This window comes from Rhodopirellula maiorica SM1, from assembly GCF_000346295.1.
Taxonomy (GTDB): Bacteria; Planctomycetota; Planctomycetia; order Pirellulales; family Pirellulaceae; genus Novipirellula; species Novipirellula maiorica.
The window spans coordinates 1-24,382 of sequence record NZ_ANOG01000653.1 but is presented as its reverse complement, the minus strand read 5'-3'; the positions used below and the strand labels follow the sequence as shown (position 1 = coordinate 24,382).

The following is a 24,382-nucleotide window of genomic DNA, read 5'->3' as shown; positions in this document are numbered from 1 at the left end:
ACGATGCGAATCATCCGCGCGGCAACGAAATCGACCGGTTTCCCACGCCGCATCAATGACATGCTGTTGACGAATCCGCTGAGAATAAAAAACATCTCGACACCGTACTTGCCAAACGGCCAACTCCACCCCAGCGGTGAAACGAATCCGTATTTGACCGCGTACACGTACGAGAGATGAAACAGCAGCAAATTGATCGCCGCCAACGCGCGAAGCGCATCGAGTTCGACGATACGTTGATGAGGCTTCAGAACGGATTGAGTCGACTCAGACATGCGGGCGTGGCAATTTTCAGGATGAAGGACCGGCGAGATGACGTCAACGTTCCAGTCGATTCAATCTTGGGTTGCAACGACGAACGAGGTCGAGTTGCCAATTCGCCGAGCACGAAATGATCGTCGCGGGTGACAAGATTTGACGATCGTAGCAATTTTGCCGACCGATCCCATGACGAGTCCTGTCGACAGCTCGCCCATTCGCCGCTGACGCCACGCCACAGCAAACGGCTGATGCCCGGCATTGGCATCAACAAACCGCGTTGACCTCGTCGACCGCCGCTCTCAGCAGCAACGCCGTGCAATCATCGCGATCGGCGCCGATGTGCTGGATATTCTCGAACAGCGAATCAATCACATCTTCGAGGGCTCCATCGTTGCAGCGAACCGCTTTGTCAACCACTTGGTCAAAGGATTGATAGCCTGCGTCGGGGGAAACCGAATCAAGAATCCCGTCCGTGAACATCAACAGCGTCGACTCAGGAAACCGGCTGGCGACTTGATGAGTGACGTAGCTTAACGTGTCAACGATTCCCAGCGGCGGTTCTTTCGAAGACAACACACAAACGGATGCATCCGCGCTGATCACGTAGGCTGGATGTCCCGCGCTGGCATAGCGAATTGTTTTTCGTTCGGGGCAGAGAAAGCCGAGAAACATGGTTACAAAATAACGCAACTGAACGTCGCGACAGAGAATTTTGTTTGCGTTACTAAGAATCGTACCTGGATCGTCACACATCATCGCCATGGCGCGAAGGATCGCTCGCGTTTCCATCATCACCATCGCCGGAACGAGGCCATGCCCGCTGACGTCCGCGATCACAAAGGCCAAACGCCCATCGGGCAATTCCATCAGATCATAAAAGTCACCGCCAGCTTGGTCAGCAGGCTCGCAACGACCACACCACTGGATGCCGGAGAAGCGGTCGGACGGGTCGGGCAGCAGCATTTGCTGAATGCGGTGTGCAAGTGCTAATTGGTTGTGAAAACCGAGTAGTGATTTTTCAGCCAATCGCCGTCGGCAGCGTTCGATCGCCAAATCGATCGGCCGCGTCAAATGCTCGGGACTGGCGACTTCGTCCTTCAGCACATAATCTTCGGCACCACTACGAACGGCGTGGATCGCGATCGAGCGATCGGCGTGACCGCTGAAAACGACGATAGGCACATCTTTTGCCACCGCTTGAATTCGATTCAAACTCTCCAGTCCATGGGAGTCCGGCAGATTCAAATCGAGCAAGATCAAATCAGGAATGCGACTCGCCAGCGCCTCGATCGCGGCACCTAGCGTTTCGGTAACTTGCAATTCGTAGGCCGATTCACTCTTTGCTAACCAGCGGCGGACCGCTTCGATATCGTCGAGACTGTCTTCCACCATCAAGATAAATCGGGATGGGGTATCCTTCACACCGACGACTCCTCGGCGACGGGCGATTCCTGTAAATCCGAAACACAACGTTTGATCATCGTGATCTCGTTTCCTTTTTCGTTGTGTTTCACTTCGTCCATAAAGGTGTTGATTAACAGCAGCCCACGCCCGCCTTCCTTATCGAGGTTACTGGGGTCGGTCGGATCGGGAACATCATCCAAACAGAACCCGGGTCCCTCATCGCGAATGGTAAACATCACCCCTTCTCGATCGGCCACCAAACGGAAATGAACTCGGCGATCGCCATACGGCGATTCGTTCAATCGGGCGTCGATCATGTCCAAATAGGGCTGACCATCCTCTAATCGCCGCAGCTCCGAATCGATTTCAAGATTACCGTGGATCATCGCGTTAACGATCGCTTCGTCCAGCGCCATCGCAATCTGCATGTGTTGGCCTGGATCATACTCGGCTAACTCGTTCAGAATCGACTCGACACGTCCGATCAAATCAGGAACCAACGATTGGTCATTGGTCAGCGCCCATGACATTTCAGTGCGATCGAGACAACTTGCCAACAACTGGTTGGTCTGAGCCGCTTTCTGTAGCTCCAGCGTCCGCCGCACGGTCGGAAGCAAGATCGACGCCAGCGCGCTTTTGGGAACATAGCTTGCGGCTCCAGCGTGAAGAGCCTGGGCTGCGATCAGTTCGCTGCCTGCGGCGGTAGTCAATATCACAGGCACCGGCAATTGCTGTGTCGTGATCTCGCGGACAAGTTCCAACCCGTCCATGTTGGGCATCTGCAAATCGGTGACAACGAGATCGGGCAACTGCTCTTTGACCTTCGCCAACGCTTGCACGCCGTCGGTTGCGACACTGACCTCGTAACCCGACGTTTCCAAAAGCATACGAATTTGAATCAGCTGAGTCGCGCTATCGTCGACGACAAGAATTCGGTGCTGGTCAGCCATGAACGATCCTACAGGAATGGGTAATCATCAAGTTTGCAGCGGTTCGGCATTACCGCTGCGATGCCAATTCGATTACTTTTTTTCTTAAACGACAAGATTGCTTTGGGTGTCGAGTCCATGATATGCAACAAGGTTCCATCCAGATTAGTCACTTGAAAAGCCATCCGCACCATCGGCGTCATGTTACAAAGCCGCAACTCGCCATTTTCGCTTTGTACGTAGTCGCTGCAACGCAGCATGGTGGTAATGAATTCGGATGAGATCGCTTCAACGTCTTTAAAATTGATCACCAACCGAGCGGGTTTGGTGGATTGGATAAACGCAATCAGCTCTTGTTGAGTTTGTTGGATGAGTTCACGATCAATAAACTTGCTTGACGTTAGAAAAACAACGGGCACCCCTTCGGAGGCACTTGTTCGAATGTTTTTATGAATCGCCATCGCTGTGTCCGTCCCAATCCGCTTGAGTTGAGATGGGAGTGTGTGAGCTTGGCTTTAAGAAACCCGCCCAACTCCTTCACACCAGTATAAGCGATGGCCACGAAGCAAGGGGAATCGAAGCAGACCCTTCGCCAAAAAAACCAAACCAAAAGTCAGCCGTCCCAAAATCAGCAGTAACCTCGCCAGTGAAACAAGACGGGCCAGTGAAACAAAACGGGCCGGTGAAACAAAATGGGCCGGTGAAACAAAACGCCACGGGAAACAGCTTCCACCGGAAAACACGCGAATCAAACTGCGTTACAAAGGAAACTCTTCAATCACGTCGTACAGCGGCAGATAGCGATAGTAGATCTCGAGAATCATTGCTGCCATCGCCGTCGTGTAAAGTCGACCGCCAACATCGCCAAACTCATCGGCAAAGTGCCAACTGCCCGCCTCGTGTCCTGCGGTGGCTTGCGTTCGCACCAAATGATCGCGAACGCGAGTGTTCCAACGGTCCCAGCCGGGATGACGGGAATGATGCAGGGCCAAAGTACCGTAGTAATCATGATAGACGTTCGTCAACTTGGGTCCCCGCGAAGCCATCGCCGCCAACGCTTGCTGCATCGGGAGCTCGCTAGGGGCTTTTCCCAAGTACATCAACAACGTCAATCCGATCGCCGTGTTGGTTGCATCGGGTTTCATTCCCGGCTTGTAGGCAAAAGCGTAATGAGCATCAACCGATGTCGACAAAACATAGTCGCGGGCATGCGGAAGCGTGTGGTAGTGCAGCGGAATTTTGTTTCGCCGTGTCGCCAACAGCGACAAGACTTGCCATCCGGTAAGCGTGGTATCACCAGGTTTCCCCGGCAGATAACCCCAGGAACCATTGGCATGCTGGGCATACGTTGTGAACGTCATCGCTTGCGAAACCAGTTCGCGCAGATCGGTATCCCCTTGCTCGTTCGCGGGATTCCGCGACATGTAGAGCGCCTCGGCGACTGCCATCAACGCGATCCCCTGACCATACATACTTCCTTGCTGCCAATCGACGCCGGCGTCAGCCTCGGCAGCGGCAGATCGCAAATAATACAATCCGTCACGGACCACATCTTCATACTTGCCGCTGTGGTGCGTGTAGCCGGCGCCTAAAAACGCGAGCAGCGCTAGACCGGTCGCTCCGGTTGACGGCGTCGCGGTATCGGAGCTCTTTTTGCTGTGTCGGCAGCGTCCATTACAAGGATCCAGTTCAAGATTGAAGGACCAAGATCCGTTTGCACGCTGATGATTGGCAAGCCACTGCAGCGCATTTTCGACGGCGCGTTCGCTATCAGCCGTCGCTCCAAAGCGCTCGCCCAACTGCTTGCGCCCCTCAGGGGTGCGGCCTGACAACCCGCCACCGCTTGGGACTCGCCCCAATAAAACGTGAGTATTGCGAGCGTCGGAGGCACGCAACTGCATCACCGATGGATCAGGCAGCGGAGCGGAGCTGTTCAAGCGGCTTACCGGCGGTGCGATCTCACTCGGTTCTGCCCAGGCAATCTCGACAGCGGTCGGACGCTCGGCGAGTGCCGTTTCGGTTGACCTACTGTCGTCTTGTTTCGGCAACGCTTCGAGCTTCACCACCGGCGTCGCCTCGCCTTGCCGAGCATGAATCGAGAACGTTTCACGCACTGCCACCGGCAGCGTTAACAGCGCAAAGACGATCAACAACACCGTGTGCAGGATCGTGCTGACCAATCCCGGAATGACTCGCGGATCATGAGCCAGACGTTTTTTCGATTCGGGTACGGACGTTACCGACTGTAACGAATGATCGGGCTGTCGCTGTGGCTCGGTTTCGATGGGCGGGGCTGCGCAAACCGACTCCGCCGGCCAGTGCACCGGCGGTGCACTGGCGATCGGAGGGGTTGTGCCGGTGATGTCAGTTTCGCTTGCCAAAATGAGAGATCCTTATCTCTCGACTATAGCTCAGCCTGACCGAGAAACGTAGGAATTCTCGCGGCCGCCCCCAGGACCGAGGACTACTCGGCAATTTGATAGGCACGTGATCGGAAGAGAAAGTCGATCAGATTTCCTTCGTGAGGCTGCAGCCAATTCAATCGGTTCGTGGGAATCGCACCAATGTTAAGTCGATCGATATCGGTACTATTGCCAGCCGCTTTGATCAAGTCGCCGTCACGCGTGATGACGGTGCCGATCAAGGTAGGGCCAATCCGTTTTAGCATCTCGGATTGCGGGCACTGAACCACCGAAACGAAGGGGAACATGTACTCTTTGCTCGCGACTTGGCGATCCGGTGAATCGGCCAGAACGACCATCGGGCGAAGATAAGCACAATGATCTCGTTCGATCAACTTCTCGCCGTATTCGGCGGTCAAGTCGGTGACACCCGACTCGGCGAGGTCTTGTTGCACCATCGCGTGGGTGCCCGTTGCCATAGCCGGCACGGTGAACGCCGCCAGTTGCGCGTTATCATCAGCCGGAGGACGCACGTCGACGGGACCGATTCGCTTGGCAATCGCTTCGCCGATTTCGCGAGTGTGGCGGCTGGCCCAAATGCCGGAGCAATTAATACAGCTGCGTCCCGAATTGCTGAGCACGCTTTCGACCATCAGATCCAAGTAATCTTCCCAGTCGTCCACAACATCATCGCCTAGCAAAATCTTCGAGAAGCCCGGGCCGTGCGCTTGCACTCGAGGATTGCCGGCATGGTGAGCCAACGTTTGCGCGCTTCCAAAAATCATGCTGCGCGACGTCTTGGTCATGATAGCGCCACCGACGTCATGATCGCCCGGATACAGCGAAAACGCTTCGGCTGGGATTCCCGCTGCGATAAAGGCCGAAATCATCCGATACGGTGTCCACGGTTCTTGCGATCCTGGTTTGAGCGCCAAACCAATTTGCAGCGGCACCGCTGGCAACCACAACGTGTGCACGCCAGGCGAATTATTTGGCAATACGGCACCGAGTACCGGAGTTTGCACCTGATAACTGACGATCACACCACGTCCCTCTTCGCCATAGCCACGCGAGAGGATGGAGAGGTCGAGCCCACGAGTCAAACAGTCGAGAATCTCGCCCATGTGGGCAAGCACGAAACTGTTCTTGGCCATGTTGGATCGGCACATGTGCTCGGGCAATCCCGTGCTTGCCGATTGCTGGTGCACAAAATCATCCACGCTTTGCATCGAGTCACCGACACTCAAGTCGCTTTTCTCGAACAACTCTGCCGCTTTTTTGCAACGCTCGATCAAATCGTCGGTTGAAAATTGCAGCAGTGCTTCGCGTGCTAAATGAGATTTTCGCATGTCGCGGCCGACAATTCCGCCGCCGACCGTACCGACGCGAGCGATCGGCGCCCCGGTATCGAAGTGGACAACGTCTTTGAAATCGAGCGACTCGTAGGGTTTCCCCCAACGCAGTGGACTAAGCGTGATCATGAACTTGAGCTTCTTGTTGTTTCGATGGTTCTCGGGTCGTTTTGTTTAAGCCAAACATCCCCCCAAGGTCAGCCGACCTTGGATAAATGCCACTACAGTATCGCCATCCGCCGGACGGCGATTTTAGTAAACGCCAACCGTGGTGGCGCTGGCGAGTTCGTGGAACGGACGCACCCCGCTGACACCATCCCATGGGTACATTTCAAACGGAGCTTCACGCTCTCCCTCGTCACGTTCCATAAACCCAGGCACAAAGAATTCATCGGTCAACGTGTAAAGCTTGACGCGACCCGTTTCGCCAATGCCGACCACTTTGTTGTAGTCATCAAAGCAAACGACTTCGGTCGCCGCGCGAGGCTGAGGGGCGTAATAGGAAATCTTGTAGCCATCGGCCGCTGTGATCGGTTTGCTACATGCCAACCCCATCAACGTATTGCCGTAGGTGGGGGTCATGTAGACGCCGCTTTCCTCCGGTGGACCGCCAAGCAACTCTTCGACACAAAAACGCGTCCATTGCGGCGTGAATTCGGTGCCCCCTGAGAAAATCCCGGTGATGCCGACTTCTTGCAAACTGGTCCCTCGCTCTTCGAGTGCTTCGCCAAGCGACTCGATCAACTTGGGTGTTCCGAACATGCACTTCACATCGTGACCGGCGGTCAAAATAGTTATCGCCTGATCGATACAATGTTTCTTATATTCTTCGAGATGTTCCATCCATCCCTTTTTGATCAACTTGACGACCCAACGAGGATCCAAGTCGATGCAGAAACAAATGCCATCGCGGTGCTGTGCTAGATGCTCGACCGCCAAACGCAATCGACGAGGCCCGCTAGGGCCCAACATCAACCAATTGGCTCCCTTGGGAAAGTACTTTTCGGGCAGCGTGTTGCTGAACAACTCGTAATCTTTCCAATGGTCCTCGATCACCATGCGGCTCTTGGGAACCCCCGTGGTGCCTCCGGTTTCAAACACGTAAACCGGTTTGCCGGCATGCCCCTTAGGAACCCAGCGGCGAATCGGGCCGCCACGCAACCACTCGTCTTCAAAGAGCGGAAACTTTTTCAAGTCGTCAAACGATTTCACGTCCTTGAGTGGATCGAAGTTCAACTCTCGTTTCTTCTCGAGCCAGAAGGGACTGCCGGTCTCATCGCTAAAGTGCCAATGAACGGTTTTCAGCGTGTGCTCGTTCAGCTGATCACGAGCCGCTGCGGCTTGCTTCGCCACTTGCTCGCTGATTGTTTTATCCACAGCAGACATGAAAAATCTCGCTAAAGAAGTCAAGAGGATTGGAGGTAGGATCCATACCGCCACGCTTTGCATTTGGCAACATGAAGGTGAGGATTCACATCATATCAACAATCGTCGATTCCGTAATCCGGTGGCGATGCAAAGCAGCGGTGACTCGACAAATAGACTTCCCCAAGCGGCAACAACTCTGAGGGCAGCTTGAATAAGTCCTGGAATTCCCAATGCCAATAAAAAAACCACGGCCGAAACCGTGGTTGTCGTTAAATCAGTGTTCTTCGCCGCGATGAACTTGGCGAAAGTTATCTGCAAGCTGCATTACTGGATCGGACTGACTGGTTCTGGGGGAGTAATCACGGGGTTGTCATCGTCGTCGACTGCCACAGCGATCAATCCACCGAGCCCTGCTAAAGCGGCGATGCCACCAATCCCGCCACCGCCGAAGCCGCCTCCTCCGCCACCGCCACCGTAGCCGCCGTAACCACCACCGTAGCCACCATAACCACCGTAGCCGCCACCAGGGACATAGCCACCATCAAGAGGCGTACCGAAGCCATCGACGACAATTCCACCATCGCCAATGATTTCTCCCGGAACGCCACATCCGCAACCATCCACGATCGGTCCACCATCGACAATGGTTTCATCGCAGCAATGAATGATTTCTGGCATAGGGGCGACTTGCATCTCGAACGACGAACAGCAGTGCTGGTGATGATGACCGAAGATCTTGATCAGTTTTTCCTTGTCGTCGCCAGCAGCTTCTTTTTGAGGCTCTTCGCCGACCAATTCAAAGCCAGCCAAACCAACGCCTGCCGAACCGACTGCGAGCAGCGAATACTCGCCTGCGGGCAGTTCATCGATTTGGAAATTGCCTTCACGATCGGTAACCGCACGTGCGACAGTCTCGCCCCCCTTCACAACAAACACGTTAGTAAGATCTGCAGCTTCCAAACCTCCGCCTGCAAGACGAAGAATCCCTTTCATTCCACCTTCACTCTGCATGACGCGAAGGTACTGATCACCACAGACTCGCTTGGCAACTTCGCTCAGCTTCTCAGTCGGCAAAACGACCGCAGCTTTCGAAGTGCGAGCGGGCAAGTAGCGAATCACCGCGGTCTTGACCAAGGTGTAGTCGATTTCGGCTGCAGCGATCTCGACTTCGCTGGGAAAGTTTGCCCCCGAAGCCGTCTGAGAATCTAAAACATGCATCGCACAACATGCGAAGATGTCTTTCGCTTTAGCAGTCACCGAGTAGATGCCCGGTTTCATGTTGGCAACCGTGAACTGTCCCGACTGATCGGAGGTTGCACGCCACACCTTTCCATCACTTGAAAGCAACGTGACTTTGGCATCGGCAATCGCTTTCGCTTCTCCATTGACCGACGGTACAACCACACGTCCTGTCAACGAATCGGACGACGCTAGGCTTACCCATTGGCTAATTGTCAGATGGTTGACCTCGTTTTCGGCGTGCACGCGAGGCGCCGCAACAACCGACGCGAGCAAAAGTGCCAGTGCCGTTACGTAAAGTCTCATTTGGTTTGCCTTGGTGTGTATTTTTCTTGTAGTTGAGACATCGCCAACTTGAGTGATGGGTTTCAATCAAGGAAGCTTGGGCAACATATATAGTTGCAATACTAAGTCATCTCCTTGCCGTAAACAAGCCTATAATCGTTATCTTTGCTAGCACTTCTAAGCGGCATTTCGACTTTCTTAACTGCCGACTCGCCGTTTCTTAACAATCGTGCACAAAAAGACACCCACCAGCACATCTGAACACCACCCACTCGGGTCAGCTAGCTGCTTAAAAAACGCAAGCTGCATGCTCGAGCGTATCGCTACGAATGGTCCATCAAGCCGCCCGAGCCATTTCATTGAGTAATCCCTTCGAGCCTCCGATCGAACTGCAATCCGAAAAAGGTGTGTTCGGAGACCATGCCATCCGGGCCACCGGTCGATTTCTGTACCGAGTGATCCAATTCCAACGTCCGTTTACAGGGACACTTGTATACAGCGGCTGGTGGTTTCGACAGAAAATCGAGATCAACGGAGTCGTCGTCTGGTGGAAAGTGAGTTGGCTAAACATCAGCCCGGATGTCTTATTCACCATCCCCCCCGAAGTTTACGCAAACCAAGCGTCCCCAAACCAAGCGGGAGGCGACGATGTCCCCCACGGCACCGATTTGGTACCGAGCCAGCCGATTCAAGGACGAATTGAAATCCAGTTCACGCGTGGATTACGCATCCGCCGTTTTCGCGTCTGGTTTGATCAGCAAATTGCGTATGACGAGATCGCCTGAGCAGGCGTGCGGTGGGCCGGCAAAGCGTTGGCTGACGGAGGCGAGGGGCCGATGAAGACGGTGGGCTAGGGAATTTCGATCACCACGCCTGATGGGCCTGCGTTGAGCACCAAGGACGATCCAATACGAACCTGCTTTCCCCAGTCGCTGTGGATATGTCCGCAAACCACCAAATCGGGTTTTCGTGCTTCGACGACATCTCGAATCGTTTGGCTGCCGCGGACGCGTCCCCCGGTATCATGGTCAACGCTATTGATGGGCGGCGAATGAACCACCAAGACGCCTCCTTCGGGACATCCCTTTAGCATTGCGGCGGCTTGATCTTCGTCAAAGTCGTAGCTCCAGTCACCGAACGGCGTCACCGGGATTCCGCCTCCGACACCCCAAAACGGGACTCCTGCCAATTCACATCCATCGCCATGCAAGACCGTGGCGGTTTCCCAAGACGCTGCCGCTTGCTTTAGTTCTTCGACCGTTTCTCCGTTTCCAGGCACGATGACGGATGGTTTACGAATCGCTGCCAAAATATCCAGCGTGTCTGAGATTCCACGGTGCTGGTTCGCAAAGTCACCCGCACCGATCACGATGTCCACGTCCTCGGACATCGTTACCAACTTTTCCGCAGCCGATTTATCGCAGTGAAGATCGCTAAAGCAAAGGTATTTCATTGTTTTCTCTCAGTTTGCATCGGCGTTTGGCTGTAAGCGTCGAACACGACAACAGGATGGCGGCATTGTAACGACTCGGCCGCCGGGGTCTCAATCGGTTCGGCAAAGCGTTCTGCAAAGCGAGGTTACCGACAACGACCGCAGCAACTAAAGTGACGGCAACCCCCTCGCTAATTTCTTGTTTCTGTTTGCTCATTTTGGCATGTCCGCAACGTTACCCTCGAATTTCCGTCGCCCGCTGCTGTTGATCGTTGCGATCGCGCTATTGATTGGCAGTGCGACGGCATGGTGGTTGGGCGGCGAAAGCTCGTCGAAGTTCGCGGCGGCGGCGATGGGACGCATCGGTCTGGTGCTTGCTGCGCTGTGGTTGGCTTGGCCATCGCTGCGTCGGCCTGCGCGTTGGTTTCCGCCTGCGGTCGCGGTGATCGGCGTGATCTCGTTGATGGTGTTGGCCGCACAGCCAAGGCTAATCTTTGCCGTCGTGCCTGCAGCCGCCACGCTGATTTCGATCACGATGATGATCCGCGGATTCCGCGGGCCCCCGAAAGGTTAATCCAAGACAGCCAAAGTCGATCGCATCGGCCCCGGCATCAGCGCGTCGCCAGCGGTAGAGAACCAACCGTGAAACGCCGGTTTCACGTCGACAATCTTCGTAAAACACAAGTTTCACAGCCTCAGTGGCACCGAATAACCGTAATTGGCGACAAAATTAGAAAAACCTACCTGACAGACCTCCCGATGGCCGAAACAACCAACAACACCGGTCTGATCAGATCGGTCGGAGGATCAGTTACCACCGACGGTGACATCCTAAAATCCTTGTCGCACCGGGCGACTGGGCCTCCGGCTGGTTATTCGCATCGGAGCGATTTAGCACTGTAGGGAGGCATTTCCATGCGACGGACGTATTTCGGATTGGCGATTGCCGCGATCGCTGCTTTAGGACCTATGCAGGTCTTTGGCGGTGATCGAGAAATCGCCCAACAAATTATGCAACGGTTGAAAGTCAACCGCGACTCAGGGGCGTTGAAGGACTTCACGCTCGACATGAAAGTCGACAATGGCGTCGTGCTGTTCCGCGGCAACGTCAGCCAGTTGGCTCAAAAAGATCTCGTCCTGAAGACCGCTTCAGGCATCGAAGGGATCAACAACATTGTCGATGAAGTGACTGTCAACGGTCACGCTCCTGAAGCAGAAGAGACGACTGCGATGGTCGTCAAACCAGCAAAAAGCGTTGCGATTGTAACGCCCGCTCCTGCGATCGAAGACGCAGAAGCGAAATCCAATCGCAACCAACCCCGCGAATCGAACTTTTCGTTCAGCCAAGCTTTGGCTGCGAAAGCCGCTGCGATTCAAAAACAAGAGGCGAAGGAAGAATCGGCACCGGTTGCCGAATCGACGATCGTTCAAGCTGCCGCGCCTCGCTTTGCGGCACCTGAGGCAATGCCAGGCGAGATTCGCCCGACTGCCGCAGTGGAATTGAACGCATCGCCGATTCCAAGCGAAGACGAACAGGTCGTTTCGGCCGTCGTCGGAGCTCTTGGACAAGCTCAAAAATCGGGCAAACTCCGCGGCTTTGGCGTCGACGTCACCAGCCATGGTGGAGTCGTTCACCTGAAAGGCCGCGCTGCTTCGCAAAGCCAACGTGATGCGATTGTCCGCATCGCCGAGTCGACTCCCGGTGTCGCAGGCGTACGTGACACGATTCAAGTCGCCGAAGCCCAGCTGCCTCATCTGCCTAAGCCGCCGGCACTACAAGCCGCACCGGCACCGCAGATGCAAGCTCGGATGGCTGCCAACCAGGGGCCAGCCCCCACCATGGCTGCTCCTTACCGAATGAGCCAGCAACAGCAACCGGTTCAAGCAGCACCTGTCGGTTATGGCGCCGTGCCAGGGGCTCCCGTGATGGGACAACCTGTGCCAATGGCTCCTTACACCGGCGGTGGAGCTCCTCGGTATGATGCCCCCAACTTGCCCAACTATGCTTGGCCAGGCTACGCATCTTACCCCAACTACGCTGCTTTGACTTATCCACAGCAGTACAGCCCATCGGCATGGCCTTACATCGGCCCGTTCTACCCGTACCCACAGGTACCGCTGGGATGGCGTAAGGTCAGCTTGGAATGGGACGATGGCTGGTGGTTCTTGGACTTCACCGACCGCTAAGATAGCAACGGATCGACGATCCGCTAGCTAATCGCTCTGGGTGTCAAAGCCTAAACATTAAAGCTCGTGTAACAGTTCGCTGTTCACGAGCTTTTTTTATTTACGGTCAGCGGCGAATCGGACGCGTCTGCAACGCGCTAGCGAACATGCCACCGCTCGAAAACGGTCGCGATAACGGCCGCGATTACAAAAACGAGGGACTCGTTGCTGCTCCTGCGGGCTGAATCGCCAACGTTTTTACGAATGCTCAACCACACGGCATCGCATCGCGATGCAAGTAAAAACCGCTGGTTTTAGCGAGCCAACAAAGCGTTATGGCAAGGAATCGCAGCGATTCTTTTCATCCGTTTTTCGGAACTTTCGGAATTACCCGCAAGATCCTCCCAAGTTCACACGATATTAGAACTACGCAGATCGCTGGTTGCGATCAATCGTAAAAGAAACCCCGGAAGGTTGCTCGGATGAAGACTCCTAAAACAACATGTGTACGGCCCACCAGCCACGATGGGCAAAGCACAGCATGTGTTGCCAGAAAATCGCACGCCCCGCGAATCGCATTTTGCATGATTGCAATCATGGCGATCGGCTCTACCGGATGCTACGGAATCGGAGCCTCCAACATGAACCTGGGCTTCCTTGGCTACCCCATTCCTGTCAGCCCTTACTTCCAACACAAGCAAGAAGAGAAGTTCTGGAAGAAAGAACGTTACGACCGTGTTCCGATCCTGGGCCCCACCACGTCCGGCGGCACTGCGGTTGCACTGGATCCACCGAGCGACGATGAAGTGATGCACGCCCTCGAATCGGCTCGTCCGGTCCAAGGCGGCATCCCGTTGATCTGGGAAACGCAACGCAACAATGTGCGAATCATCAAAGAAAAGATCGCAGATTACGTTGACCCGCCACGCTTCTATCCGTTGATCGGCCCGGCTCAACTGCACCACGCTCACTACAAGTGCTCGATCTACTTCGACGAAAAAACCATCATCGGCTATCCCGTTCCTCACACATTGCACGACCGGGACGCGATCGAGGTGGTCTACATCGACCACAACCACTTCCACATGGTCGGCGACGTCGAGCCCTACACGACACCGAACCTGTAAGACGCTTCGCAACCAGCACCGCAATCAACGTCAAAAGGCTAGCTCAGCAACGAGCTAGCCTTTTTTCGTTATGACAGGTTTGACGTGCGCCGCTCGAGACAAATTGCCGAGCCTTTCACAGCAAACAAGCAGACAGCGAGCAAGCCCATCCCATACGTTGGCGAGCCCCATTAGCGATGGATGTAGTTTCGATTCCAGCCACCGTTAACCTGCACCACTTGGCCGCTGAAAAACGAGTTTTCGGGGTCCGAGACAAATGCGATGGCTCGAGCAACATCCTCAGGCGTGCCCCAGCGATTCATCAGCGACTGATTCCGAGCACGGCCATCCCAATACGCACTTGCTGCCTGCCCCCATGACGTTTGAATCCAACCCGGCGCGACCACGTTCACTCGTACTTGAGGTGCCAACGTCTGAGCCAAGCTGAGCGCGAACGCAGTAACCGCCGCTTTGACCGATCCAAACATTTGGCCCGCATCCCCCTCCATCCCCGATGCCGATTGGTCCCATCCGATGAACGTCATTGATGGCGGCTTCGCGAACGTTTGCTGTGTCATTCGCTCGGCGACTTGGCGAGCCAGATAGATAGTGCCGATCACGTCGACCTGCATCAAATGTTGAAGCTTCGCACTAAAATCGAGCTCGGATAATTCACCGGTCAACACATCCGCACCGGCATTGTTAATCCACGAATGGATCGCTCCGAGATCGTGATAGCACCGATCGGCAAAAGATTCCGCCGCCTCCAGATCGGCCAAGTCGGCTGAGAGCAGGATGGGCTCGGTTCCAAGTTCCCGGCATGACTCGGCCGTTTGCTGAGCCCCTGCGACATTATGTCGATAATGAATTACGATTCGCTTGACGCCGCGGCGTGACAGATCGATTGCGATCGATCGCCCAATGCCGCTGGAAGCCCCCGTCACGACGGCGTGCGTCCCCTGAAATTGCAAATCCACCACCTGATCCTCGTTGATTGGTTCATCCATCGTCGGCTGGCACTTTTTGACTCATTCGCGGCTCGATTGCCGTCGCATTCTCTGCAGCGTAATGCAAACCGAGGATGTCTCGAAGTGGCTGCCGACGGTGCCGAAAAGAATCTGCTCATATTGCTGGACTGTCGCTTCCTAGCGAGTCGATCACACCATTGGCGATCGCACTATGGCGACTGCTTTGCATGATCAAAATGCGTTAGAATGGGAGATCGGCGTGGCACTCCCCATTTGGGGCATCCTCGCTCTGTTTTTTCCTTGTCATTAATGCTGCTCATCATTTGTCCACCCGCGGGGCATCCCTTGGTTCGCTGCACGGTAAGACAATCCGCCAATAATTGCTCGCCCTTGCCGTATTTACCCTAATCCGGCTAATCTGCATGCTTAGACGAATCATAATAGACTCGCAAAAACATTGACGCACAAAATTGAGCGGTGCGATTACGGGACAGCCCAGTATATAGAAAGAAGAAATTGAATATGACTGACTCAAAAACTGTCGCCCAGACCGAAGTCGATCAGCATCTAGGCGAATTGGAACCCCCCACAGCGGAAGTGGATTTGGACGCCGCGGAAACTCAAGAGTGGCTGTCGTCACTCGACTATGTGCTCAAGAGCAAAGGCGCCGATCGAGTTCGTTTCCTCATCGAACAACTACGCGATCGCGCAGCCGAAGAAGGGATCCAATCGGCGCAAGACACCAACACGCCTTACGTCAACACGATCCCCACCAAAGACCAACCGGCTTACCCCGGCAATCGAGAGATCGAACGCCGCATCAAATCGATCGTTCGCTGGAACGCGATGGCGATGGTTGTGCGAGCAAACAAGCGTCCTGGCGGTGTCGGAGGGCACATCAGCACGTTTGCATCGAGCGCAACGTTGTACGAAGTTGCCTTCAACCACTTTTTCAAGGGCCGTGGCGAAGACGGTTACTCGGGCGACACGATTTATTTCCAAGGACATGCTTCGCCTGGGATGTACAGCCGAGCGTTTGTCGAAGGCCGCTTGAGCGAAGAGAACCTCGAGAACTTTCGTCGTGAACTCGCCCCCGGCGGTGGATTGTCAAGCTATCCCCATCCATGGTTGATGCCTGACTTCTGGGAATACCCCACCGTTTCCATGGGCTTGGGTCCGATCATGGCGATCTACCAAGCTCGCTTTAACGAATACCTTCGCGACCGCGGAATCAAAGACACGTCGGGTCAAAAAGTTTGGGCGTTTCTAGGTGACGGCGAATGTGACGAACCCGAAACCCTCGGAGCAATCGGACTCGCCGCCCGCGAAAAACTCGACAACCTGATTTTTGTCATTAACTGCAACTTGCAACGGCTCGACGGTCCTGTCCGCGGCAACAGCAAGGTCATTCAAGAGCTTGAATCGATTTTCCGCGGTGCCGGATGGAACGTGATCAAGGTTGTTTGGGGCGATGACTGGGACCAACTGCTCGCCAAAGACACTACCGGCCTGCTTGCCAAACGGATGAACGAAGTCGTTGACGGCCAGTACCAAAAATACACCGGCATGCCGGGCAGCTACATTCGCGAACACTTCTTTGGCAAATATCCAGAGCTGCTTAAGTTAGTCGAAAATTATTCGGACGAACGGCTCGAAAAAATGCGTCGCGGCGGCCACGATCCTGAAAAGGTATACGCGGCTTACAAGATGGCGACGGAACTGAAAAACGGCAAACCGACTGTCGTGTTGGCCAAGACCGTCAAAGGCTATGGACTTGGCGAAGCAGGCGAAGGCCGCAACGTCGCGCACAACCAAAAGAAGATGAACGAAGAGGAACTGCTGGAATTCCGCACGCGGTTCGGCATTCCCATTAGCGACGAAGAAGTCGGCAAGGCGCCTTTCTATACGCCGCCGGCCAATAGCCAAGAAATCAAATACATGAAGGAACGCCGAGCCGCCCTGGGTGGTCCGGTGCCGAGTCGCCCCACCACGCACCCCACGATGGAAGTGCCCACGGTCGCAGACTACAAAAAACTGATCGGCCGGCTCGAAGACAAAAGCTGCAGCACGACGTTCTCGGTCGTGCAAACCTTGATCGCATTGTGCCGCGACAAGAAAATCGGCAAATACATGGTCCCGATTGTGCCTGATGAATCACGCACCTTTGGGATGGAAGGGATGTTCCGCGAGTTCAGCATCTATGCTCACGCGGGGCAGTTGTACGAGCCTGTGGATTCGTCGCTGATCACCTATTACAAGGAATCCCAAGACGGTCAAATCCTCGAAGAGGGGATCACCGAAGCGGGATCGATGAGCAGCTTTAACGCGGCCGGTACCGCGTACAGCTCGCACGGCGTCAACATGATTCCGTTCTTTATCTATTACAGCATGTTCGGTTTCCAACGCATCGGCGACCTAATCTGGGCCGCCGCCGACATGCGAGCCAAGGGCTTCTTGATCGGCGGTACCGCCGGCCGCACCACGCTGAACGGCGAAGGGCTTCAGCACCAAGACGGACACAGTTTGCTCAATGCGATCGCGTTCCCGACCGTGCGTGCTTACGACCCTGCGTTCGCATACGAAGTCGTCGTGATTATCTTGGAAGGCCTTAAACGGATGTACCAAGATGGCGAAGAGTGCATGTATTACTTGATGAGCGAAAACGAGGAATACCTGCATCCCGCGATGCCCGAAGGTTGCGAAGAAGGCATCGTCAAAGGGATGTACAAATTCCGTAGCCGTGACGTCGAAGGTGCCAAGGCACGTGTTCAGTTGTTCGGCAGCGGCGCGATTCTCAACTGCGTCTTGAAAGCTCAAGAAACACTGGCCGAGAAATACAACATCGCCAGCGATGTCTGGAGCGTCACCAGCTACACCGAGTTGCGTCGCGAAGCTGCGGACTGCAGCCGCTGGAACATGCTGCACCCCACCGAGACCCCGCGCAAGAGCTATCTCGAAGAGCAGCTCGAAGGTGTCGAAGGTCCGTTTATTTCAGCAAGCGATTACGTCCGAGCTCTCGGCGAACAATTGCAACCTTGGATCCCAGGCGACTATTTCGTGCTGGGAACCGATGGCATGGGACGCAGCGAAACCCGCGAAGCGCTCCGCCGACATTTCGAAGTCGATGCGGAATGCGTAACCTACGCAACGCTCACCCGGCTCGCCAAGTCAGGCCTATTCACCCCTGCGGAGTTGGCCGATGCGATCAAAGACCTTGGCATCGACCCTGACAAACCCAATCCGTACTTTGCCTAGTCCTGGACAACGTACGTTACAAACATCCCACTGAAATCTGCTTACCAGAAACTCTTTTATGGCAACTGAAGTAAAGCTTCCCGAATTGGGCGACGGCATCGAATCTGGTGACGTTCTGGAAATTTTTGTGTCGGTCGGCGACGTGATTAGCAAAGGCCAAGACATCGTCGAAATGGAAACCGACAAGGCGACCGTGCCGGTCCCGGCATCGGTTGGCGGAAAGGTCACCAAGATCCTGGTCAGCGAAGGCGACTCGGTAGCCATCGGCGGCGTGATCCTCGAAGTCGAAGCGGCGGCTGAGGCGGCGGCACCTGAAGCTCCCGCCGCGGCACCGAAACCGGAAACAAAACCGGAAACAAAACCGGAACCCAAGCCGGAACCGAAGGCCGAAACCCCGGCTCCAGAACCGGCGGCCCCTGAGGCACCGGCCGCGCCGGCACCGGCGTCTCCGGCACCACCAAAGCCACAGGCCCCCGCACCAGCACCACCCGCGCCGGCACAACCCGCTGCCGCGCCCGTGGCCACGACGACCGCCCCCGGGGAAGTGATCCCAGCCGGGCCTGCGATTCGCCGCTTTGCCCGTGAAGTCGGTGTCGATTTGGCGTCCGTTCAAGGGCTCGGGCGAATCAGGCCGAATCACTCGCGACGATGTGCTGGCCGTCGTGCGAACGGCCAACCAAGCGGCGCGAAGCAGTGGCGGTAACGCCGCCACGACCTCGCCCACCGTCGCTGCCAGCACCCCCAGCCAAGCAGCGTCCGGCACTTCATCTGCACCGGGCACCGCCACCAGCGACGAATTCGGCAGCGTTCATGTCGAACGGATGAGCAAAATTCGCAAAACGATCTCGCGACAGATGCACGCGAGCTGGTCGACCGTTCCTCGTGTGACCAATTTCGATGACGCCGATATCACCGACCTCGAACGGCTTCGCCAATCGAGCAAAGAGGATTACGCCGCGCAAGGATTGAAGCTGACCACGATGCCGTTCTTGATCAAAGCGGTTGCCACGGCTCTTCGTCATCATCCCAGCATCAATGCAGTGATCGACGAACAAAACGAGCAGATCATCTACAAAGACTATGTCAATGTCGGCATCGCGGTGGATACCGATCGTGGCTTGGTCGTTCCTGTGATGCAGAACACCGACCAACGTGGCATTCCTGAAATCGCTCGCGGGTTAGCTGAAATGGCGGGCAAGGTCCGCGGCGGACAGTTCGCCGTCAGCGACTTAAAGGGCGGCACGTTTACCATCAGTAACCTCGGAGCGATCGGCGGGCAATACTCGACGCCCATCGTGAACGTTCCCGAAGTGGCGATCTTGCTGGTCGGCCGTAGCCGAAAACTGCCCGTCGTGATGCCCGACGACAGCATCCAACCACGTTTGATGATGCCGCTGAGCCTGTCCTATGACCATCGCTTGGTCGACGGCGGAACCGCTGCACGATTCCTCAACGATGTGATCGGATACCTCGAAGCACCGAGCCGATTGCTGTTGGCACTGTAGTCGATCGGTCGACAAAGAACGCATTCCTCGAATGCCACGGCACAGGGCCACACTCTCGGAGTGTGGCCCTTTTTTCGTTCAATGCCGTTCTGGGCCGAATATCATCTGCTTTGATACGAACCGGGTGTTTTTCATAGCGGAGCGGCGCGAGCCGCCCGGTCGAAATCAAACGCTTTCGTAGTGGGACTCGCCAGAGTTCCTGGTGCTACAACTGCAGTTACAGGGATTCTGGCGAATCCCACTACTCGAACATCACCCACCGGGTGCCAAGGTAGATGGAATAGGGCTAACGATCGCTGCTAAGCACGCTATTCGCTGGCCACGTTTACATAGACCTTCAATGCGTCTTTGTCTTCGACCAACAACCGCATCATCTCTTTGTAGTTGTCCAGGCCGTCGACGGGATGCGTCAGGATCTTGCCAAGCACGCCGGGGTACATCATCTCGCCCAACGCGAGGTCACGAATTCCCATTTCAAAGTGATTTCGGTTTGCATTCACACTGCCGAGCAACAATTTATTGCCAAGCACGAATTGCAAGTTGATGCTATCCGAGGGAACTTCGGTAACTTTGTCGCCCCCGGTGATTCCGGTCCAAACGACAACGCCGTTGTGCCCCAAGTGCTGCATCGACTCGAATGCCAATTGGCTGCTGCCGGTCGCATCGACAATCAAGTCGGGTTTGCCGGTGATTTTAACAAGCTCGGCCATCGAGGTTTCTCGCGTGCTGATGTAGTTCGCCTCGAGTCCCGCGACGATCTCAGCTTTCAAGTTCGGCGCCTCACCCCGCGCGAGCGTGTAGACTTCCAAACCGCGAAGCTTCAAGATCAACGTGGTCAGCAGACCAATCTGTCCGGCGCCGAGCACGTAGGCGACATTCGGACGCCACACTTTCATGCGGTGCTGTGCTTCATAAGCTTGATGAACGGCCTTCGCAGCACAGCTCATCGGTTCTTGCAATACATGCAGGTGCTTCAGCCCTTCGGGCACACGCACGATGTACTCTTCTTCGTCGACAAAATACTCGGTCAAGAAACCGTGACGCAGATTGATGCCGCGTTCGTAGTACTCCTCTTCGCTAGTCATGTCGTTGGTACCGATCATGTCATAGATCGATCCGCCTGGACGGCGAACGGTGGCGGTGACGTAATCACCGGGCTTCACGCGGCGGACGTTGTCGCCCACCGCTTCGACGATACCGAAACATTCATGGCCGATGACCAAATGTTTATCGCCGGTCGGAGCATTTCCGTACAGCGCGTCGTTGATTTCCCGATCGGTTGCGTCGACCCCGACCTTTAACACCTTGACTAAAACTCCGTTGCCGTTGGCAACTTGATCCAGGGTCGGCTTGGCAATTTCTTCGAGATGGACGCTATTAGGGGTGCCTGGCGTGACGGCGACGGCCTTCATAATTGACTCGATCAGCGGTAAAGGGGCGTGGAGGGTATGCGACGGTTCAAAGCATGAGTATGTTGTTACTCGATTAACCGCTTCAGCGGTTAACCTTTTCTGCGGCAAATGATAACAATTCATCTGCGAGCTGCTCAGGGGGACTCTGCCCGGATCCTGCTGTCGTCATTGCGGCATCTATTGCCCACTCTAGGGGCCTCAATCCGGCATTGTCGCCTACATAATCGCCATTGAACGCATTTTTAACTAACGGCGGTTGTCAAAAATAGGTTTGCCTCCAATAATGACAGTGTTGCGTTGGTATTTTTGCTGATCGCACGTTTTTCGCTACGTTTTTCGTTACGTCCAACCAAGTTGTCCATGACATCCCCTTCATCCCAAATCAACGAACTCCGATCGGTCGATCGCGAATTGTTGATGGCGATGCGTAGTGGCGATGCGTTCGGCATCGGGGATCTAACCGAACAGCTCGGGGTGACGGCGACGGCCATTCGCCAACGCATTGAGCGGTTGCTTGAATCGGGACTGATCGAACGCGAGAAAATTGTTGCTGGACGCGGCAGACCGACATTCCAGTATCGATTGACGGTACGGGGTCATCGTCGTGCGGGAGCGAATCCCGCCGAATTGGCCGAGGCGATGTGGCAAGAGATATTGGCGATCCCTGATCCAAAAATTCGCCAACAGTTACTTAGCTCGGTGGCAAACCGGTTAGGACGTCAGTTTGCGACTCAGGTCGATCAGGACCAATCGTTCGAGTCACGGATGATCAAACTGTCGGAAATGTTGACGGATCGTCAGATCACGACCGAGATTTCCCATGCGGGAGACTTGCCCGTGCTTGATATTTGCGCGTGCCCGTATCCCTCGCTTACCGATACATCGGACGAACGTGCGATGTGTAGACTTGAAGAAGAAATGATATCCGAGGCGCTTGGTCGCCCAGTCCACCTCAGCAGTTGTCGACTCGATGGAGATCACTGTTGCCAATTTGCCGCGACGGGCGAACCGTCGGAATCGGCAAATTAAACGCCATCGTGAACTCGATACAAATTACAACGATTCCTTTCCTTTTGAACTTTTGCAATCAAGCATGACACACGTACTGCAGATCAAGAACCTTCACGTTTCGGTTGGCGACAAGCCGATCCTTCGCGGCGTCAACTTGACGCTCAACCATGGTGAGACTCACGCGTTGATGGGCCCCAACGGTAGCGGCAAGAGCACGCTCGGGCTGGCGATCATGGGTCACCCTGGTTACGAAGTCACCGACGGATCGATCACGCTTGATGGCGAAGACGTGTTGGCAATGTCGCCTGACGAACGTGCCCGGGCAGGAATCTTCATGGCATTTCAGCGTCCAATGGCGGTCCCAGGTGTGAAGATGGCGGACTTCCTTCGCCATGCGACCACCAACGTCCGTCGCCCCGACCGAAAAGAAGGCGAAGAGCTGATCCCGATGCGGGAATTCCGCAAAGAGCTAAAGGAAAAGATGGCTCATTTGCGAATGGACGAAGAGTTCGCACGCCGCTATGTCAATGACGGCTTCTCGGGTGGCGAAATGAAGCGTGCCGAGATCCTGCAGCTTGCCATGCTGCAGCCCAAATTCGCGGTACTCGATGAAACCGACAGCGGGTTGGATGCAGATGCGGTTCGCTTGGCGAGCGAATCGATCGCTGAGATCGGACACCAAAAAATGGGTCTGTTGATCATCACGCACCATGACAAACTGCTCGAACACAATCCGCCTCAATACACCCACGTGATGCTCGGTGGGCGATTGGTAGAGACTGGCGGTTCGGAATTGGCCGAAGAATTGCATCGTCACGGTTACGACCGCATTCGCAAAGCGTATCCTGAAGCGGAAGCAGCCAACCAAGAAATGCTGGCCGAAGAAGCCGCTGTATAACAGCGACTCGACAAGGCCGGTGAAAGATCGCAAGTCGCTGAGAGTTGAGGGCCTGACTTTTTGAGGGCCGGCTTTTGACGGCCTGAACTTGGACGGCCTGAGTGGCGGTTAACCCGCCAGATTGCTGACCGGCACGGCACGACTGCTAGCCGGCTCAGAAGAATGAATAAAACTGCACTTTGAAATTTGAATAAGTTAGGAAATACGATGTCCACTGATGTGACCGAAAAGTCTGACATTGGCGAAATTAACAAGTACAACTTCCGCACGGAAACCACCGGCGTCTTTCGTGCTGAAAAAGGCTTGAACAAGGATGTCGTGAATCAAATTTCCGACATCAAGAACGAACCCGACTGGATGCGGGAGTTTCGCCTGAAGTCGCTGGAGATCTTTGAATCGCGACCGACGCCAAAATGGGGCGGAGCGATTGATATCGATTTCCAAGATATCTATTACTATCTCAAACCGACCGATCACCAGGGCAAGACCTGGGATGACGTTCCGCAAGAGATCAAGGACACGTTTGACAAGTTGGGGATCCCCGAAGCCGAGAAGAAATTCTTGGCAGGGGTGAAGGCTCAATTTGAAAGCGAAGTCGTCTATGGATCGCTCGAAGAAGATCTGGCCAAGCAAGGCGTGATCTTTACCGACACCGACACCGCGGTTCGCGAGCACCCCGAGTTGCTGCGTGAGCACTTTGGCAAAATCATTCCGCCGGAGGACAACAAGTTCGCGGCACTCAACAGCGCCGTGTGGTCCGGTGGATCGTTCATCTACATTCCCAAGGGAGTTCATATTGATTTCCCATTGCAGGCGTATTTCCGCATTAACGCCGAGAGCATGGGTCAGTTTGAACGAACGCTGATCATCGTCGATGAAGGGGCCAGCGTGCATTATGTCGAGGGCTGTACCGCACCGATGTACAGCACCGAGAGCCTGCACAGCGCGGTTGTCGAAGTGGTCGTCAAACGCAACGCACGTTGCCGCTACACAACGATCCAAAACTGGGCGAACAACATCTATAACCTCGTCACCAAACGTGCATATGCCTATGGCGATGCTACGATGGAATGGGTCGATGGCAACTTGGGTAGTAAGTTGACGATGAAGTACCCTGCGGTCCACATGATGGAACCGGGCGCTCGTGGTGAAATCTTGTCGATTGCGTTCTCGAGTGCGGGCCAACATCAAGACGCTGGTGCAAAACTGGTCCATTGTGCTCCGAACACGACCGGACAAATCATTAGCAAGAGCATCAGCAAGAACGGTGGCCGCAGCAGTTACCGTGGCTTGGTCCGCGTCGAACCGGGTGCCCACAACAGCAAAAACAATGTCGTTTGTGACGCATTGATTTTGGACCCCGAAAGCCGCAGTGATACCTACCCGTAT

Annotated in this window: 19 protein-coding genes and 1 pseudogene; 9 read left to right on the top strand and 11 right to left on the bottom strand. The window is 55.0% G+C overall.

The features are described 5' to 3' along the window. The 8 genes from RMSM_RS21020 to RMSM_RS20980 form a co-directional block, all read right to left on the bottom strand. The coding region (locus tag RMSM_RS21020; protein ID WP_008700876.1) for an acyltransferase family protein at positions 1-275 on the bottom strand (275 nt) is incomplete at its 3' end. Positions 276-525: 250 nt separating this feature from the next. Continuing rightward, positions 526-1,683: a PP2C family protein-serine/threonine phosphatase gene (locus RMSM_RS21010; protein WP_144057829.1), complete on the bottom strand. Its 1,158-nt coding sequence runs from the start codon at positions 1,681-1,683 to the stop codon at positions 526-528. Then, complete coding sequence (locus RMSM_RS21005; RefSeq protein WP_008700870.1) at positions 1,680-2,615, bottom strand: response regulator; 936 nt, start codon at positions 2,613-2,615, stop codon at positions 1,680-1,682. The genes RMSM_RS21010 and RMSM_RS21005 overlap by 4 nt, the downstream gene beginning before the upstream one ends. 8 nt (positions 2,616-2,623) lie before the next feature. Further along, a complete protein-coding gene (locus tag RMSM_RS21000; protein ID WP_008700867.1) occupies positions 2,624-3,055 on the bottom strand; it encodes an STAS domain-containing protein in 432 nt (143 codons plus the stop codon). A gap of 297 nt (positions 3,056-3,352) precedes the next feature. Then, positions 3,353-4,975, bottom strand: a complete 1,623-nt coding sequence (locus tag RMSM_RS20995; RefSeq protein WP_008700865.1) for a prenyltransferase/squalene oxidase repeat-containing protein — start codon at positions 4,973-4,975, stop codon at positions 3,353-3,355. Positions 4,976-5,058: 83 nt separating this feature from the next. Beyond that, a complete protein-coding gene (locus tag RMSM_RS20990; protein WP_008700863.1) occupies positions 5,059-6,477 on the bottom strand; it encodes an aldehyde dehydrogenase family protein in 1,419 nt (472 codons plus the stop codon). 123 nt (positions 6,478-6,600) lie between these two features. Next, on the bottom strand, positions 6,601-7,734 hold the full coding sequence (locus RMSM_RS20985) for a phenylacetate--CoA ligase family protein (protein WP_008700860.1): 1,134 nt from the start codon (positions 7,732-7,734) through the stop codon (positions 6,601-6,603). Positions 7,735-8,040: 306 nt separating this feature from the next. Further along, positions 8,041-9,261 carry a carboxypeptidase-like regulatory domain-containing protein gene (locus tag RMSM_RS20980; protein ID WP_008700855.1) on the bottom strand — a complete coding sequence of 407 codons (1,221 nt, stop codon included), beginning with the start codon at positions 9,259-9,261 and terminating at the stop codon, positions 8,041-8,043. 338 nt (positions 9,262-9,599) lie between these two features. Here RMSM_RS20980 and RMSM_RS20975 point away from each other — a divergent pair, with 338 nt between their 5' ends. After that, positions 9,600-10,025 (top strand): hypothetical protein, encoded by a 426-nt coding sequence (locus RMSM_RS20975; RefSeq protein ID WP_236622235.1) that lies wholly within the window; start codon positions 9,600-9,602, stop codon positions 10,023-10,025. 65 nt (positions 10,026-10,090) lie between these two features. Here RMSM_RS20975 and RMSM_RS20970 read toward each other — a convergent pair whose 3' ends face one another. After that, complete coding sequence (locus tag RMSM_RS20970) at positions 10,091-10,693, bottom strand: metallophosphoesterase family protein (protein WP_008700852.1); 603 nt, start codon at positions 10,691-10,693, stop codon at positions 10,091-10,093. A 202-nt stretch (positions 10,694-10,895) separates the two neighbouring features. On the opposite strand from RMSM_RS20970, the gene RMSM_RS20965 reads away from it, so the two are divergent. The 3 genes from RMSM_RS20965 (at position 10,896) to RMSM_RS20955 (ending at position 13,965) form a co-directional block, all read left to right on the top strand. Further along, the gene (locus tag RMSM_RS20965) at positions 10,896-11,246 is read left to right on the top strand and encodes a hypothetical protein (RefSeq protein ID WP_144057828.1); all 351 of its coding nucleotides are present in this window, start codon (positions 10,896-10,898) and stop codon (positions 11,244-11,246) included. 341 nt (positions 11,247-11,587) lie between these two features. Next, entirely contained in the window at positions 11,588-12,859 is a 1,272-nt protein-coding gene (locus tag RMSM_RS20960) for a BON domain-containing protein (protein ID WP_008700849.1), read from the top strand. Positions 12,860-13,422: 563 nt separating this feature from the next. Then, positions 13,423-13,965, top strand: coding sequence for a hypothetical protein (locus tag RMSM_RS20955; RefSeq protein WP_008700847.1), 543 nt, complete (start codon positions 13,423-13,425; stop codon positions 13,963-13,965). A gap of 170 nt (positions 13,966-14,135) precedes the next feature. Here the strand turns inward: RMSM_RS20955 and RMSM_RS20950 are convergent, their stop codons facing one another. Beyond that, positions 14,136-14,951 carry an SDR family NAD(P)-dependent oxidoreductase gene (locus RMSM_RS20950; protein WP_008700844.1) on the bottom strand — a complete coding sequence of 272 codons (816 nt, stop codon included), beginning with the start codon at positions 14,949-14,951 and terminating at the stop codon, positions 14,136-14,138. A gap of 483 nt (positions 14,952-15,434) precedes the next feature. Here RMSM_RS20950 and aceE point away from each other — a divergent pair, with 483 nt between their 5' ends. Both aceE and RMSM_RS42090 read left to right on the top strand, forming a co-directional pair. Then, the gene (gene aceE / locus RMSM_RS20945) at positions 15,435-18,167 is read left to right on the top strand and encodes a pyruvate dehydrogenase (acetyl-transferring), homodimeric type (RefSeq protein WP_008700842.1); all 2,733 of its coding nucleotides are present in this window, start codon (positions 15,435-15,437) and stop codon (positions 18,165-18,167) included. A gap of 58 nt (positions 18,168-18,225) precedes the next feature. Next, positions 18,226-19,672 (top strand): annotated as a pseudogene (locus tag RMSM_RS42090) (2-oxo acid dehydrogenase subunit E2). Between the two features lie 308 nt (positions 19,673-19,980). On the opposite strand, the gene RMSM_RS20935 reads toward RMSM_RS42090, so the two are convergent. Continuing rightward, positions 19,981-21,096: a glucose 1-dehydrogenase gene (locus RMSM_RS20935; RefSeq protein ID WP_081614263.1), complete on the bottom strand. Its 1,116-nt coding sequence runs from the start codon at positions 21,094-21,096 to the stop codon at positions 19,981-19,983. Positions 21,097-21,444: 348 nt separating this feature from the next. Here RMSM_RS20935 and RMSM_RS20930 point away from each other — a divergent pair, with 348 nt between their 5' ends. From RMSM_RS20930 to sufB, 3 genes are all read left to right on the top strand, one after another. After that, positions 21,445-22,113: a helix-turn-helix transcriptional regulator gene (locus RMSM_RS20930; protein WP_144057827.1), complete on the top strand. Its 669-nt coding sequence runs from the start codon at positions 21,445-21,447 to the stop codon at positions 22,111-22,113. Between the two features lie 64 nt (positions 22,114-22,177). Further along, positions 22,178-22,993, top strand: a complete 816-nt coding sequence (sufC, locus tag RMSM_RS20925) for a Fe-S cluster assembly ATPase SufC (protein WP_008700831.1) — start codon at positions 22,178-22,180, stop codon at positions 22,991-22,993. 207 nt (positions 22,994-23,200) lie between these two features. Beyond that, positions 23,201-24,382, top strand: a 1,182-nt coding sequence (gene sufB, locus RMSM_RS20920) for a Fe-S cluster assembly protein SufB (protein ID WP_008700829.1), incomplete at its 3' end; no start/stop codon positions are given.